Origin of the sequence: Thermococcus piezophilus (assembly GCF_001647085.1) — an archaeon.
Lineage (GTDB): Archaea > Methanobacteriota_B > Thermococci > Thermococcales > Thermococcaceae > Thermococcus > Thermococcus piezophilus.
The window spans coordinates 742,110-756,488 of sequence record NZ_CP015520.1 but is presented as its reverse complement, the minus strand read 5'-3'; the positions used below and the strand labels follow the sequence as shown (position 1 = coordinate 756,488).

Sequence of the window (14,379 nt, the reverse complement as noted above, 5' to 3'; positions counted from 1 at the left end):
AACTGTAATCATATAACTTGGTAGGATATGCTTATTTAAGGTTTTCCTTTAGCCACTCTGAAAAAGCCTTAAGCGCCTGACCTCTGTGTGATATTCTGTTCTTTTCGATGGTTGTCATTTCGGCAAAAGTTTTTTCGAAACCTGAAGGTCTGAATATTGGGTCGAAGCCAAAGCCCATGTCCCCCCTCTTCTCGTGGATTATCTCCCCGTGAACGACTCCCGTGAAGAGGTGGGCCTCCCCGTCCCAGTAAGCAACGACGCTCTTGAAGTATGCCTTCCTGTTCTCAACGCCCTCCAAGAGCTTGAGCAGTCCCTCGTTGCCCAGCGTTTTGTAAACGTAAGCGGAGTAGACACCCGGAAATCCGCCGAGGGCCTCAACGAAGAGCCCGGAGTCATCGAGGAAGAAGGGCTCCTTCAGCTTCCTGCTCAGCCACTCGAGACCGAAAAGAGCAACTTCCTCAAGGGTCTCCGCTTGTATCTCTGGATACTCAACCCTGAGCTGATAAACTTCAACGCCCAGAGGCTCAAAGTACTTCCGTGCCTCCTCAACCTTGCCGGGATTAGAAGTGATAAAAGCCAGCCTCATCAGATCACCAAAAACTGAAGAAGAGGAGAACGATAAAAAGCTTTCAGTCTATTTTATAGCCTATCTTCTCAACGAGCTCGCGCCTCTCGGCCTTCTGCTCCTCGGTTTCAATCTTGTTGGAAGCCTTACCGTCCACAACTCCAAGAACGGACCTTCCGAGTTCGGTTTCAGCTACTATCACCTGGAAAGGATTTTCACTGGCGCCATAAACCATGGCAACCGTCGGATGGTTCTTGATAGTGTTGAGAACGTTTATCGGAAAAGCGTTTTTCATCAGGATCACGAAGACATGCCCCGCGCCTATCTTAAGGGCGTTCTTGGCGGCGAGCTTCTCAAGCTCCTCGTCGTTGCCAGTGAAGCGTGTCAGCTGAGGTTTGGCCTCGTTCATGGCTATACCAAACTTTATTCCCGGAACCGTTGTGAGCAGGGCCTTGGCAAGGTCATCAACGGTGAATATTGAGAAGTTGCCCTGTCCGATTATTACCTCAACGCCCTCGGGCTTCTCAATATCAACGACCCCTATCTTCACCATTGCCACCACCGGAAAATTTAATATCGCAGAGTATTTAACTTTTTCCGTGAGGTAAAATGATTGAGCTGAATATAGAAGAAATAGAATTTCTCGTCGAGCTCTTGAATAAATATCCCACGGGGAGCCTCCGAAAGATTGCCGAACTGGAGGGAATCGATTATTACAAGCTCAAGCGCCTTTATGACAGATACTACGGTGAACACGTTCAAGTCAACGCCATGTACGATATAGTCAAACTGGGCCTGAGAAGTTACGTCGCCTTTCTCTCCGTTCCCCAAAACGATCTCCGATTTGTTGCCCACAGGATGTATCAAAACCCGTTCATCGTTCACCAATGCGCGATTTTCGGTTTCAAAAACGGAATAAACGCCGTCCTCCACATCCCAAAGGAGCAGATCAAGTACATCGACGAGATGCTGACCAAATACTCCGAGGATTACGAGTATTATGAGGTCAAGGCATATCCACCCGCCAAGAAGAGAGAATTCGGAGAGTGGAGGTACAGCTACGCCTACGCCATGCTGATGGACATCCTAAAGTGGGACGCCAGAACTCCGATGAAGGAGATATCCAAAATGCTCGGAAAGACCAGGCCGACTATTAGGTATATGGTAAACAAGCTTAAGGAAGACGGAATATTAATAGGCTTCTTTGCAAATATAGAGGTAGACACCTACAACAGGGGGGTCTTAGGAATAACGTCCACACTCGATGAAGCAGTTCTCGAGCGCTTTAGGGACTACGAGATAATGGTTGGCGTCCTGGACAACAATAAATATATCTTTGAGTGGTTTTTCTCATCCAAAGAGGACCTCGGAACAAAGCTGTTCGAATTCAGCAACTACGTGGAGAAGGTCGCCATTGAATACTTTGATCTACTGGCGGACATAGAGAAAAACCGCAAATACGCGAGGTTCTCCAAGATGGTCAAAAAAGATGGGAGCGGCTACCGCTCGATACTAGAGTTCTAGCGGGCAGTACTCAAGGCCATAGACGTCTCCAGTTGCCTGATACTCCAAGGCCCTGCAGTCATGGCAGACATACTTGAAAGGACAATTGCTGCAGCCTTCTATCTTATCCTTTGTGAGTCTCCAGAACTCCTTGAGACGCCTTTTCCTGAGAACCTTTTTGAGCCTAACTTCCTTGACGTCCGCCACTATGTAGTTCCTCAGCAGCGGGCACGGAAGGGCGTAGCCTTCGGCCGTTATAGCAACCGTTCCGGAGAGGCAGTCGTGGTACTCCTCGGAGCTCGCGTTGATAACCCTCTTCATCTCTATAACGTTGAAGTCGAGCTTTCTGGCGGAACCCGGGTACAATACGTCAACGTAGATTTCTCCGGGAAATGCGGTGCTGAGACTTCTAAGCTCATCGTACTGCTTGGCGGTGGCCATAACCAGCGCTCCATGAAGCCAGCCGTGGGCCTCAAGCCTCTTGATGTTTTCTTCCGAGTACTCAAGCTCAGCGATGAAGTGAACATCCTCTACTGGATGGATTAATCCGAGATCCTCGAGTTTAATTACGGCATAGACTTCGGGAACCCCAATTTCCGCCGCATAGGACGCGATACTAGTGAGGTACTCAATGCGGTCGTAGTTGGTGAGCCACAGCTCCCTCCCACCGAGCTCTTTGAAATCCCTTATTAGTTCCCTGACGCGCTCTGGACTGAGCGGCTCGCGCCTGAGTAGGAAAGAGTTGTTCCCGATGCAGCCTATCGAGCGGGGAATTCCAGTGACCTCTGAAAACCTCCCGTTTCCAGCTCCGAGCTGGAGTATGAGCCTCTCAAGCTTGCCACTGTGTGTCCTGTGGCTCCAGGGTGGCTTCCCCACTGAGACTATATTCGGCGAGGCGTTCACCCCAGCGGCATTAGTGCTATCGTAAACGACCTTCTCCATTGGACCCCACCGGGGGAGGGATGGACAAAAGCGTATATATACTTTTTCTATTCCGATTTTGCACACTATCAGCAGTAGTTTGCAAAAAGTGGAGAGAACAGAAGTGTTCATTTGTCCGGCAGTACCTTGTCGCCTTCGATCCAGAAAGTGCCCTCGTAGGTCACCTCCCTCTTCCACACAGGGACGCGCCTCTTGACTTTGTCGATGGCCCAGATACAGGCATCAAACGCTTCCTTTCTGTGCTTTCCACTGGCCACTATCAGTATCGTGTCTTCCCCGACTTCAAGCTCACCGTAGCGGTGCCATATCAGGATGTCAATGATAGGAAACTTCTCAAGCGCCTCTTCTCGTATGCGCTCCATTTCTTTTACCGCCATCTCCTCGTAGGCCTCGTAGATGAGCTTCTTGACCCTCCTGCCATGATTCTCGTTCCTGACCTTCCCAAGGAAGAACACGTAGCCTCCAGCCTCCGGAACGAGGAGATAGCTCAGAGCCTCGTTGAGGTCGAAAGGTTCGGTGGTAATCCTAACCTTCATATCCACCCCCCACTTAACTACTCACTTGGAGCTTTAAACCTGACGAGTTAATAAAAAGGTTTAAGTGATCACCGGCCCAAAGGGAGAAAGGTGAAAGGGATGAAAAAATACGCGTTGGTACTCGTTCTAATTTTGCTCACTGGGTTCACAGCGGGCTGTATATCCTCCAACGGCCAAGCCAGCACGACACCGAGCGAGAGCCCCGTTTCTGAATCACAAACGGCGAGCTCACCGACCACCACACACCAGCAAACGACCACCACAACAACTACCGCGACTGAAACTCCAACAAGCACAGAAAGAGGTTACATCACAGAGGAGCTCCTCAAGGGGGTTTCTGGAATAAGGCAGTTCACGTACACCAGCAACGCCACCATCTCGATGAACGTGACCGTCGAACAGGAAGGAATTAGCCAGAAGGATCACGTGGACCTCACCATCATCGAGGAGAGCTACGTAGATTTCGACTCATGGAGCGCTTGGATAAACTCAACGACGATAATACAGCCCGACGGCGCTTCCACGTCCATCCAGTACATAACCGTGAACAACGTCACCTACGTCAAGACCGCCGTCGGATGGATGAAAGCCGACGACGAGACCCTCAGAGAGCTGATCTGGAAATATAACATCGTGAGCCTCGCCAGGAAGTACCTCGCCAGGGAGCCCATGGAGAGAGCCGAAGGGGACGTTCTAACACTCAGATACAGGCTCGATGCGGACGACCTAAAAGTCCTCGCCAGTGCCTACTTCGCATCAACACCCGACACGGAGATAAGCGTAGATGATGGCCTTCTGGAGCTCCAGTTCAGGGGCGGAATCCTCGTTGGTGGGAGCATAAGCTACACCGTTAGCGCAAAAACCGTGGTCAGCGACCCGACGCACGGAAATATGACTATAATACAGGAGGGCACATGGAGCAAAGTTATAAAGATAACGGGCATCAACGAAAAGAAAAGCGTAAAGGAGCCCTCTACTTGAGCTCGATCACGTCGAAGATGTTGAAGGCCAAATCGACTATCAAGAGCTGATTAATAAGGGGCTCGCCTATGCCAGTTAGAAGCTTTATGACTTCCAGGGCCTGAATTGCCCCGACGACGCCTGCTGTTGCCCCCAGAATCGGGAATTTCTCTTTCTTTTCTCCAACATTCGGGAAGATCTCCCTGAGGCTCTTCGTAATTCCAGGGAATATTGTCGTTACCTGGCCGTAGGTCCCCTCCACGGCACCGTGTACGAGGGGAACCCTCTTCCTGTGGGCGTAGTCGTCGAGGAGGAAGCGAGTCCCGAAGTTGTCGAGGCAGTCAACGATTACATCAACGCCTTCGAGAACCTCATCGATGTTCCCCCCGCTTAAACGGCCCACAAAGGTCTCGATTTTTATGTCGGAGTTGAAGCGCTCCAGCTTCCATTTGGCGGAGATCGGTTTGGGGTTCTCCCCAAGGTCCTCTTCCCAGTGGAGTATCTGCCTGTTGAGGTTGCTGAGCTCGGGTGTCTGCTCGTCTATGAGGAGGAGCGTCCCCATTCCAGCGGCAGCAAGGTAGTATGCGACCGGACTTCCAAGACCGCCTACTCCCACCACGGCCACCTTGGAATTCTTGAGCTTCTCCTGGCCCTCTTCTCCGAATATCATTATCTGCCTGTCGTAGCGCTCAATTTCGCGCTCGGTCAGCATATCAACCACCACTTACCGGGGGGAACAGCGCTATCGTGTCACCGTCATTCAAAACCTCGTCGAAGTTCACATAGCGCCCGTTCCGCGAAACGTTGACGTCGGCCAAATCGTCGTCCTCCGCGAAGACCTCGTTTTTGAGAATTGGGTGCCTTTCTTTGATGATATCGATAAGTTCTCTGACCTTTATCCCATCCAGAACCTCCAGCTCCTCCTCGCCAGTGCCAACGAGGGAGCGGAAGCGGGCAAAGTACCTGACCTTTACCTTCATCTTTACACCACCGAAGGAGTTGGGAAACGGAAGTTAAAAAGGATTGCTGGACAAATCTTCATATCCTGTCAAGGGAACTCGTTGTCCATTGTAATCGGCAAGTGGAAGTTCTCTTACAGGTGCCCATATTGTACTTGAATTACATTGGATCACACTCAAATGCCACTTGCTTTAATTCTCATTCTTTCATTGGCTCCACTTCCACCGTCGCTTCACTCCAGTGTTCTTCCCCTGCCCCGTTTGGTTCACCAAATGCCCCTAATCCTGTCCCCATCAATTTCAATGTATCCCATAACAGGAATCAATGAACCATCGTAATTCCAGGCCTTCACTTGTAAATACACTTCCCCACCACCCTCTAGTTCGGTCGGGTAAGCTATTAACTCAACACTAAATAGGGAGTTACTAGGATTTATTGGTGAAGTATCCTTTATCACCGTCACGCTTCCGCTGAAGCTTTTTGTGTACTGGTCGAAACTGCACTCTCCAGGGTACGTGAAGGTTCCAGACCAGGCATAATGGACACTACCAAAAGTTTCCGTTGCACTCCCACCTGCAGGAGCATTAACGCTAACGCTAAAACTCCTCGTGCTCGTGTCGCTGCTGCTTGTTGGATAGACAATCCTGATAGTGCAAGTTCCAGCAATGTTAACATCATTGTCATTCTTCACTACAACCTTGAAAGTAACGTCTTCTCCAGTCTTGACGGTCCCATCGCCGTTCTCATCCTGAGTCAAAACGCTTACATAAACCTTACCAGGATAACGCCATCCTCCAGCGCTATCGTCTTTGAGTAGCTCGCTATTATCTCCCTCTCCTCACTTGCTGGCTCCACACTGTTCGGTGTTGGCCAGAACTGGGAGTGTAGGTTATCTTAACAGTCCCGCTCACCGTCACTTGACCGCTACGCTTCATAATGATTGTACTTAAAGTCAACTTCAACGAACGCCATTGAGAAGTCTTTGAGGAAAGCAGTCATGTTAAAGTCTTCTGTAATTTTGTCCCGTTCTGAACAATGTACTCTTCCAAAGCCTGAATCTGCTCGTCAGTCCAGCCCTGCTCCTTAAGAGCATCAACATTCTCCTGTGGCAGACCGTTTTCGCTAATGTTCTGAGCCATTTCGCGGAGTTCCTCCGCAGTGTAATAAGTTTTTACTCCAGAGGCTTTCAGATCTTCCAAAGCCTGCCAGATTAAGGCTGAAATATTCGCAGCATTATCCGCATCAAGGCGAGAATTCTGAATTAACTCTGGAGCAAGACTGAGGTTGCCGTTTTCAATGCCAACCACAAGCTCTGCCTCCCTGTTTAGGATGTCCCAGAATGCCTCATAGGAATCGCTAGTCGTTACTGCTGCCGCGTAGTTGTTTGACATTCCAGCACTTACTGTCATGCCCAAAATCAATATTATTAACCACGACCCTATCAACTTCCTTATGGGAGCTTCACCAAACTACTAAAATCAGTTGAAGCTTAAAAGAATTTTCTATTCAAATTTTGAACACCATCTAAAATAGTTAGCAAAAAACGGAAAATCTGAAAGAGCACTCATCACCACGGCACGCTCTTCCAGCCCATCCTGTAGGCAAAGTAGTTGGCCCCCCAGTGGACGAATGGCGAGACAATAAGGAGGAAAATTATCTGGCCAGAATCGAGCGTCTTAACGGGATAGGCAAAGGCCAGAGCAGAGATTAAAAAGCCCAGCTGATCGAGGCCGATGGCTGGATAGCCCCTCGGCAGGTTGGCGCGTCTCTTGAAGAAGCTGCCCACGAGGTCGCCAAAAAGCGCGCCAAATGACAACAGAAAAGCCAGGAGAATGGCCGTCTCGAGGGAGCAATAGAAGTCGGGCGTGAGGAAGTACTGGATGACTCCGGAGGCCGTTCCTATGGCAACGCCGCCAATGAAGCCGCGCCACGTCTTCCCGTCGCCGAAGATCCTCCTGCCATCACCCCAGGTCCTACCACCATCAATAGGCCTGCCACCACCCACGAGAACTGGGGAAGCGTTGGCGATGTAAGCTGGAACTATGTACCAGAAGGCCCAGAGTAGTGATGAAAGCGACATTTCCTCACCCCGATTGAACTCCCAGAGGTTGGTTTTAAAGCTACCGCTTTTCCCCACCCTCAAGGCAGGTAATGAGCCTCTCAAGGACTTCCTCGTCGTCGTGGCTCATGATGAAGTGGAATATCCTTCCCGCCAGCTCGTTCCTCTTCATGGCGACCTCTATGCTCTCCCTGACGAAATCAGCCTCTGGACCGGTTTCATCTCCAAGGGCCTCCAAAGCCTTTCGAAGGTTGTCCTTCATCTGTTCAACGTCTTCGAGTATTCTGTTGTAATAAGCAGCCTGTCTCCAGTCCTTCAGGAGCTTGGTGGCTTTGTAGTAGGCCTTCTTGTCGCCCGGCTTCTTGATCCTAACAACTAGGCCGAGGCTTTCCATGGACTTGAGGGCCGTGCTCACATGGGAGAGTGAATATCCTGTGAGCTCCGCTATCTCGCCAAGGCTCATTGGCTCCCTCGCGAGAAATAGGACTCCGTAAATGTAGCCGTAAAGCTCGCTGAAGCCAAATCTCCTGGCGGCATTCGCGAAGTGCTCCATGACTATTCGACGTGCTTCTTCAACTCCCACAGCCAACACCCCCGATTCCAGCGAGTGAATTCGACATGAAAATGACAAAGGTCAATCAGCAAAAGGTTTTTAAAGTTTCAGATATTTAAAACTTTCGGAAATTTCCAAAAGTTCGGAGGGAACCTGATGGCAGTGCTGCGTAAGGTCGCAAAGATAATAGTGAAGTACCGGGTGGCATTTGCACTCATATCAATATTCATGCTGGTTGTTTCCATCTATGGAATCCAAAACCTGCGCTTCGAGAGCGACTTAAGGAGCATGCTCCCCGAGGGGCACCCAGCGATAGAGGACTACAACACATTCCAAAACGAGTTTCAGAGCAGCGACAGCGCGCTGATAGTGGTCAAGGTGGATTCTATAGAGCCAAGAGGGGTGTATGATATTAGGGACCCCCAAGTAATCCAGGCCATCTACGAGCTCGAGCAGAGGCTCCGCCAGAGGGAGTACGTAACCGACACCATAAGCATAGCGGACGTTTACATGCAGGTTCTCGGCCGTCTTCCAGAAACGGAGGAAGAGGCTAAGTTCGTACTCAATATGCTTCCTGCAGAGACAAGAAGCCAGCTCGTGAGCAGGGACTACACGACGACGATAATAGTGGTAACCGTGAGCAGAGAGAAGAACTCGAAAACGCTCACAAGAGTTTACAAGGAAATTCAAGCTGACATAAACGACGTCAAGTTTCCGAAAAACGTAGAAGTAGTCCAGACTGGCAACATAGGCATAACCTACAGGATACTGGAGCTTCTCCAGAGCGACCTGAACAAGACCATGGCAATATCCTTCGTCCTCGTTCTAGGATTGCTGCTCTACTTCTACCGTTCGCCAGTTAAAGCACTGATTCCGCTCACTCCCTTAGTGTTTGGCGTTACCATGACTCTTGGGGCGATGGGGCTCCTTGGAATACCCCTCGACATTGCGACGACCACGATAGGCGCGATGCTCATAGGAATGGGCATAGACTACGGAGTCCATGTGACCAACCGCTGCTATGAGGAGAGGAAGAGGGGAAAGAGCATAGAGGAGGCCGCGGAGGAGGCAATAGCCGAGACTGGAAAGGCACTCTTGGGAGCGGCGCTGACGACCGTTGCAGGCTTTGCCGCGATGTATCTCTCCAGCCTCCCGATGCTCCACAACCTCGCGACCACCTTGATCCTCGGCCTTGGATTAGCGGCCCTAAACGCGGTCGTGATAACGCCTGCGGTGATAATCCTCGAGGAGGACGTGATGAAGAGGCTGAAGGGGCACTACGAGGTGCCCGAGATACGCTCCCACTCGGGCATCTTAAGAGAAGCGTTCCGCTCCCTGGGAGAGGGTATCAGAAGGAGACCCTTCACGTTCCTCGGTGCGGTCTTCTTGATAACCTTGGTCTTCGGCTATGGAGTAACGCAGGTGACCACGGAGGTTAGGCTTGAGAAGTTCGTTCCCAAGGGCATGCCCGAGATAGAGGCACTGAAGGACGTGCGCAGTGATTTCGGCGGGCAGGACGAGCTCTACGTTCTCGTCAAGGCAGACGACGTCAGAGATCCTACCCTTGTGAGGAGCATCTACCGCTTTGAGAACGAAATAACGGCAGACTCCTACTACAACAACGTCTTTGACTCGGAGAGCATAGCAGACATTGTCGTCGAAAAATACGGCTACATCCCGAACGATGAAGAAAAAATCAGAGAAGCACTGAAGGACTACGAGGGGCAGAACCTGGTGTCCCCCGACTACTCCATGACACTGATTAAGTTCACGGGCGACTTCGGCGGTGTGAGCATCAACGATTTCAGGAGGATAATGAGCTACTTCGAAGATGCAATTAAAACCGCGGACTTTCCGCCAGGAGTGAGCCTCTCTTTGACCGGCGACATCTACCTCAACTACGTCCTCGACAGCCTAACGAACGAGGAAATCAACCGCATCTCGGCCTATGGAACGATCTTTGTCATCTTGATAGTCCTGATTCTCTTCAAGCGCCCGAAGGTTTCCATCGCGATGATAACCCCAATGTTCCTCGGTGCCCTCTGGACTGTCGGATTCATGGGCCTGGTCGGCATTCCCTTCACCCAGACCCTGGCAGGTGTCATCTCGATGATAGTCGGCCTTGGCGTCGATTATGGAATGCACCTGAGCCACCGCTTCCTCGAGGAAAGGGAAAAAGGAAACCCGCGCCCGATAGTAACGTCCGTCGAGAACGTCGGGCCGGGAATCCTCGTGGGGGCGCTGACAACGGCCGGGGGCTTCTTAGCGCTCCTCGCGGGGGAACTGCCAACCATACATGACTTTGGGCTTACACTGGCGTTTGGAATATTCGCCTCGGTGTTGGCATCTTACCTCGTCACACCCGCATTACTGCAGATATTTTATGGTAAAGATCCTGGAGGTGGTTCGAGATGAAAAAAGTAGCCGGAACTCTTATCCTGCTCCTCATCACAAGCCTGTTCGCATCGGGCGTAAGCGCCTCGCAGGGAAGCCCTCTCTTCGAGGGCTACCTGAGCAAGGGGGAGGCCATACTCGTGGGACCGCTCGTGATCTCACTGGTGGACACACAGAAGGACTACGGAAACGGGGAGTACTACGCCTTCCTTGTGATACTAAAGAACGGGAAGATACTCAACGCCGAGTACAAGACGATATACGTGCCCGACCCCGAGAAGATTCAGAGGCTCCTCCTCAATCCGGAGTTCCTGCTGGCCCTCGCCGAAACTCAGGGCTACGACGTGGAGGCGTGTTCCCAGTACGTCAATGACAGCACCGCTTTCAACGCCTGCCTGATAGCCAATGCCTTTGGATTCTACCAGTGGCTCCAGAGCGCATCTCCGACGGAAATCGCCGATGCCGTGATGCGGACCATTGAGGAGCATCCAGAACTCGGAATCAGGAAGGAAGACGTTCTGATGCAGATAACCTATCCCGACATAACTCCAGTCAGGGAAGGCGAGACGGTAGAAGTTGATGTGGACGACGAGAAGGTCTACGTAACGGTACTGGAGGTTTATCCCAATGGAATCAAGGTAAGTATAAGCGGGCCGCCGGAGTGGAGGGCCGCCACTGCCCCGGGAGTTGTGATCCCGAGCGTTGAAATGCCCGATACAGTTCAGCCCGGCGATACGATAACTATTAAGGTCCACCTCAAGAACGAGGGCGCATTAAAGGTCCGCTACCTCAACGTCTTCGTCTCCCCGACACCAATGAGCTTCAACGAGAGTTCCTCGATAGCGAGTGCCATATCGATGGCCCTGAGCCAGAGCGGAGTTTCCCAGAGCGTCTTCTACCCCGAAGGAAGCGCGGTTCAGTACATCGAATACTTGGAAGGGAAGGAGAACGCCACGCTTACCTTCCGGATAAAGATAAACCCCAACGCGGATGTGGGAACGTATCCCCTCTACGTCGGCGTCGTGTACTTCACTGGGCTGGGCTCCAACATGAAGATGGTCCAGAGCTACAACTTCGTTGCCCTGACTGTCAGCAGGAATAGGGAAGGCTTCATCGAGATAACAAATGTCAAGACGATTCCGAAAGAGATAAGCCCCGGCGATACGTTCACGGTAAGATTCACGATAAAGAACACCGGGGCCCAATCCGTCAAAGCCCTGAGCCTCAAGATAATCCCCTACCAGGTGCCGATACAGGGGGAGGTCAAGAACGTCGACCTCTCGGCCCTTTCCCAGATCCCCATTCAAGGGAGTGAAGGGCTGAGCGAGAGCATTCAGACGGCGCTTAACCAGATAATGGGGGAGCTCGCCAGACAGAACGTCGAGGCATTCCTGCCGGTTGGGGAGGACAACGTAAAGTACATTGCCGAGCTCGAACCGGGCCAGGAAGCGACGCTGGAGTTCAGGATTAAGGTCAACGACAAGCTCGAGAACGGGATATACCCCCTTCGGGTGGAGCTGAAGTACCTGAGCGCACCCGACGATAAGGAGATAAGCGACGAGAGGTTGGTCGGCATAGACATCACCGGAAAGGCGGAGCTTCTCCTGTCGAAAGTCTTAACATCACCTGGCAAGGTCCTCCCTGGAACGGGCAACGTGGAAATCGACCTCCAGGTGGACAACGTTGGAACCGGAACCGCGAGGACGGTGATCCTGAAGCCCCAGCCGTCGTGGCCGTTCAAGCTGAGTGAAACGAGCCAGCAGCTCATAAACCTCGGAACGCTCGGCAAGGGCGACTCGGCAAAGGCCTCCTTCAGGGTCGACGTTGCAGAGAACGCCACCTCGGGAATCTACGAAATCCCGCTCTTAGTAACGTATACCAACGACCTCGGGATGGAGAAGAACGTTACGCTAAGGGTCCCCGTTATAATCGCCGCCAAGCCGAATATAGAGGTCGTAAACGTTAGATTTGAACCCGAGCCCCTCCAGGGGGAGAGCGTCAAGGTCTACATTACCCTGAAGAACACGGGAGGAGAGAAGGCCACGAGCGTGCTCATGGAGGGTGTTGTGAAGGCTGATCAGCCCTTCACCCTCGACAAGAGAACGGACTACGTCGGTGACCTTGCACCGGGGGCGACGGGAGAAGGGGTCATAATCCTGAGGGTCGACAGTGACGCCATCCCGAAGGATTACAAGATCCAGCTAAGGATCAGGGCCGTTGGAGACCCGAACCAGGGAGATGACAACGTCTACATCTTTGAGAAGACGATTGACGTAACGGTTCAGGAAAACACCAAGACCTCCACCAACCTCAGGAACCTTGCAGTGGTCGTGGGAATCCTCGTAGTGCTGACGGTGATCTACACATACCGGAAAGGCAGGGCCTCCTGATGGCCTGAAAACATTTAAACTCACAAATACCATAACAAAAAACGGTGAGAGAAATGAACTGGAAAATAGCCATGGCAGGCATATTCCTCGCTATCATTCTGTGGCTCGGTTACGTCGCCTACGCGGTGCTCACGATCCAGCCCAGCATCCAGGCCCAATGGGGCTATGTCGATCAGAACACGACCGAGATATGGATAACGGCGCACCTCGACAAGCCCCTGCTCGTTCCAGCGTCGGTGGAGAACACCAGCCTTGACTTCCTAGGTATCCCTGTGGCGAGCGTGGAGAAGTTCGACTACGGGGCCACGAAAAGGGACATCACCCTTGCCATAGCCATAGACAACAGAAACCTCGTCGATGCCCTCGTGAGATACATGGACAACGGACAGAAGGGCTACGTCGTCTTTCACCTGCGGGGCAAGCTCTTTGGAGTGGTGCCGATAGACGAGAACGTGACCACCCAGATAAGCGAGGACATACTTCAGTATCTCAACATAACCGCCGAGAGCAGAGACGTAGGCATCGCCAAGACCCCGGCACTACTCGAGACGACAACAGACTGGGCGGGAACTCGGGGAGACAACGCCGTGATAATTAACCACCTGAAGCTCTACAACCCCAACCCGTTCCCGCTGCCCATAAGTGGCGTCGGATACACGATATACGCCAACGACATCAAAATAGGCCAGGGTACCATAGTCAAGAGCGTGGTTCTCCCGGCCAGGGGGTACGGAACGGTTGACGTTGAGACGTTAATTGACATTAAGGTCCTTCCTAGAGTCTGGGCTGAACACATAAAGAACGGCGAGGTCAGCAGGGTAAGGGCCGAGATATACCTTGACATCACCGTGCTGAATATGAACTACAAGATGGAGCTGGCGACCGTTGACGAAACCATCCAGACCGATATAATGGGAGAGCTGAACAACATGCTCCAGAATCTGATTAAATGAACGGATGAAAGTTTTTAAGCCCCCCACCTTTCCCTTTTCTGGTGAGAGAAATGGACGTGAGAGAAGTTCACGAGTTCCTCAATGGGATGTGGGAGAGCATCTTCAGGCTCAACGAAGAGCTAAAGGCCGAACTTCCCGGACTTGGCTTCAAGGTCGAGGACGTCGAGGAGGTCTTTGGCGCCTACATCTACCTCGACGGCGAATGGAAGCTGATGAAGTATCCCCACCCGGCCTTCGAGATAAAGCCGCAGGGAGAGGTGGGCGTTACCCTTCAGGGATACTACTTCGTCTTTGCGATCCCAAAGGAAAAAGTGGGAAGGGAGCTCGTTGAGAGGTTCGTGGAGAGCTTTGACGAGGCCTTCATCTACGGGGGAACCAACTTCCTCGACGACATCTACGGACCAACTAAAAGGGCGAGCGTCGATGAGATTATAGAGCGGATAGCCCAGAGTGACGAGGAGGTTTTCCAGTTCGAGGCCGATTTTAAGAGTGTTGATGAGCTCAAGAAGGGCCTTATGGAGTTCATAGCCTTCGCCAAATCCCTCGGCGCCCTGGAGGTTTAGT

The 14,379-nt window shown here is 51.9% G+C and carries 16 protein-coding genes; 6 read left to right on the top strand and 10 right to left on the bottom strand.

The genetic code is table 11. The annotated features are described in order from the left end of the window. Positions 1–31 precede the first annotated feature (31 nt). Together A7C91_RS04080 and A7C91_RS04075 are read right to left on the bottom strand one after the other, a co-directional pair. Positions 32–586, bottom strand: coding sequence for an XTP/dITP diphosphatase (locus A7C91_RS04080; RefSeq protein ID WP_068665140.1), 555 nt, complete (start codon positions 584–586; stop codon positions 32–34). Positions 587–629: 43 nt separating this feature from the next. After that, positions 630–1,118 carry an adenosine-specific kinase gene (locus tag A7C91_RS04075; protein WP_068665137.1) on the bottom strand — a complete coding sequence of 163 codons (489 nt, stop codon included), beginning with the start codon at positions 1,116–1,118 and terminating at the stop codon, positions 630–632. A gap of 56 nt (positions 1,119–1,174) precedes the next feature. Here A7C91_RS04075 and A7C91_RS04070 point away from each other — a divergent pair, with 56 nt between their 5' ends. Next, the gene (locus A7C91_RS04070) at positions 1,175–2,089 is read left to right on the top strand and encodes an Lrp/AsnC family transcriptional regulator (RefSeq protein ID WP_068665135.1); all 915 of its coding nucleotides are present in this window, start codon (positions 1,175–1,177) and stop codon (positions 2,087–2,089) included. Here the strand turns inward: A7C91_RS04070 and A7C91_RS04065 are convergent. Then, positions 2,078–3,010 carry an SPASM domain-containing protein gene (locus A7C91_RS04065; protein WP_068665133.1) on the bottom strand — a complete coding sequence of 311 codons (933 nt, stop codon included), beginning with the start codon at positions 3,008–3,010 and terminating at the stop codon, positions 2,078–2,080. The two genes, A7C91_RS04070 and A7C91_RS04065, sit on opposite strands and share 12 nt — an antisense overlap. A gap of 107 nt (positions 3,011–3,117) precedes the next feature. After that, positions 3,118–3,546, bottom strand: a complete 429-nt coding sequence (locus A7C91_RS04060) for a molybdenum cofactor biosynthesis protein MoaE (RefSeq protein ID WP_068665131.1) — start codon at positions 3,544–3,546, stop codon at positions 3,118–3,120. 99 nt (positions 3,547–3,645) lie between these two features. Between A7C91_RS04060 and A7C91_RS04055 the strand changes: the two genes are divergently transcribed. Next, positions 3,646–4,527, top strand: a complete 882-nt coding sequence (locus tag A7C91_RS04055) for a hypothetical protein (RefSeq protein WP_068665129.1) — start codon at positions 3,646–3,648, stop codon at positions 4,525–4,527. Here the strand turns inward: A7C91_RS04055 and A7C91_RS04050 are convergent. The 6 genes from A7C91_RS04050 to A7C91_RS04025 all read right to left on the bottom strand — a co-directional run bounded on the left by A7C91_RS04050 (position 4,520) and on the right by A7C91_RS04025 (position 8,108). Further along, a complete protein-coding gene (locus A7C91_RS04050; protein WP_068665127.1) occupies positions 4,520–5,218 on the bottom strand; it encodes a ThiF family adenylyltransferase in 699 nt (232 codons plus the stop codon). The two genes, A7C91_RS04055 and A7C91_RS04050, sit on opposite strands and share 8 nt — an antisense overlap. A 1-nt stretch (position 5,219) precedes the next feature. After that, positions 5,220–5,486: a ubiquitin-like small modifier protein 1 gene (locus tag A7C91_RS04045; RefSeq protein ID WP_068665125.1), complete on the bottom strand. Its 267-nt coding sequence runs from the start codon at positions 5,484–5,486 to the stop codon at positions 5,220–5,222. 245 nt (positions 5,487–5,731) lie between these two features. Then, the gene (locus A7C91_RS04040; RefSeq protein ID WP_068665122.1) at positions 5,732–6,223 is read right to left on the bottom strand and encodes a hypothetical protein; all 492 of its coding nucleotides are present in this window, start codon (positions 6,221–6,223) and stop codon (positions 5,732–5,734) included. A gap of 238 nt (positions 6,224–6,461) precedes the next feature. Next, positions 6,462–6,857, bottom strand: a complete 396-nt coding sequence (locus tag A7C91_RS04035; RefSeq protein WP_199920108.1) for a hypothetical protein — start codon at positions 6,855–6,857, stop codon at positions 6,462–6,464. Between the two features lie 176 nt (positions 6,858–7,033). Continuing rightward, positions 7,034–7,546: a CDP-2,3-bis-(O-geranylgeranyl)-sn-glycerol synthase gene (locus tag A7C91_RS04030; RefSeq protein WP_068665118.1), complete on the bottom strand. Its 513-nt coding sequence runs from the start codon at positions 7,544–7,546 to the stop codon at positions 7,034–7,036. Positions 7,547–7,586: 40 nt separating this feature from the next. After that, positions 7,587–8,108 carry a GbsR/MarR family transcriptional regulator gene (locus A7C91_RS04025; protein WP_068665117.1) on the bottom strand — a complete coding sequence of 174 codons (522 nt, stop codon included), beginning with the start codon at positions 8,106–8,108 and terminating at the stop codon, positions 7,587–7,589. A 126-nt stretch (positions 8,109–8,234) separates the two neighbouring features. Between A7C91_RS04025 and A7C91_RS04020 the strand changes: the two genes are divergently transcribed. The 4 genes from A7C91_RS04020 to A7C91_RS04005 are packed head-to-tail and all read left to right on the top strand — an operon-like array spanning position 8,235 to position 14,378. Then, the gene (locus tag A7C91_RS04020) at positions 8,235–10,493 is read left to right on the top strand and encodes a hydrophobe/amphiphile efflux-3 (HAE3) family transporter (protein WP_199920107.1); all 2,259 of its coding nucleotides are present in this window, start codon (positions 8,235–8,237) and stop codon (positions 10,491–10,493) included. Continuing rightward, the gene (locus tag A7C91_RS04015; protein ID WP_068665114.1) at positions 10,490–12,862 is read left to right on the top strand and encodes a COG1361 S-layer family protein; all 2,373 of its coding nucleotides are present in this window, start codon (positions 10,490–10,492) and stop codon (positions 12,860–12,862) included. Before A7C91_RS04020 ends, A7C91_RS04015 begins: the two co-directional genes overlap by 4 nt. A 53-nt stretch (positions 12,863–12,915) precedes the next feature. Beyond that, positions 12,916–13,815, top strand: a complete 900-nt coding sequence (locus tag A7C91_RS04010; RefSeq protein WP_068665113.1) for an LEA/WHy family protein — start codon at positions 12,916–12,918, stop codon at positions 13,813–13,815. Positions 13,816–13,865: 50 nt separating this feature from the next. Next, positions 13,866–14,378, top strand: a complete 513-nt coding sequence (locus A7C91_RS04005; RefSeq protein ID WP_068665111.1) for a DUF3201 domain-containing protein — start codon at positions 13,866–13,868, stop codon at positions 14,376–14,378. The last annotated feature ends 1 nt before the right edge of the window (position 14,379 follow it).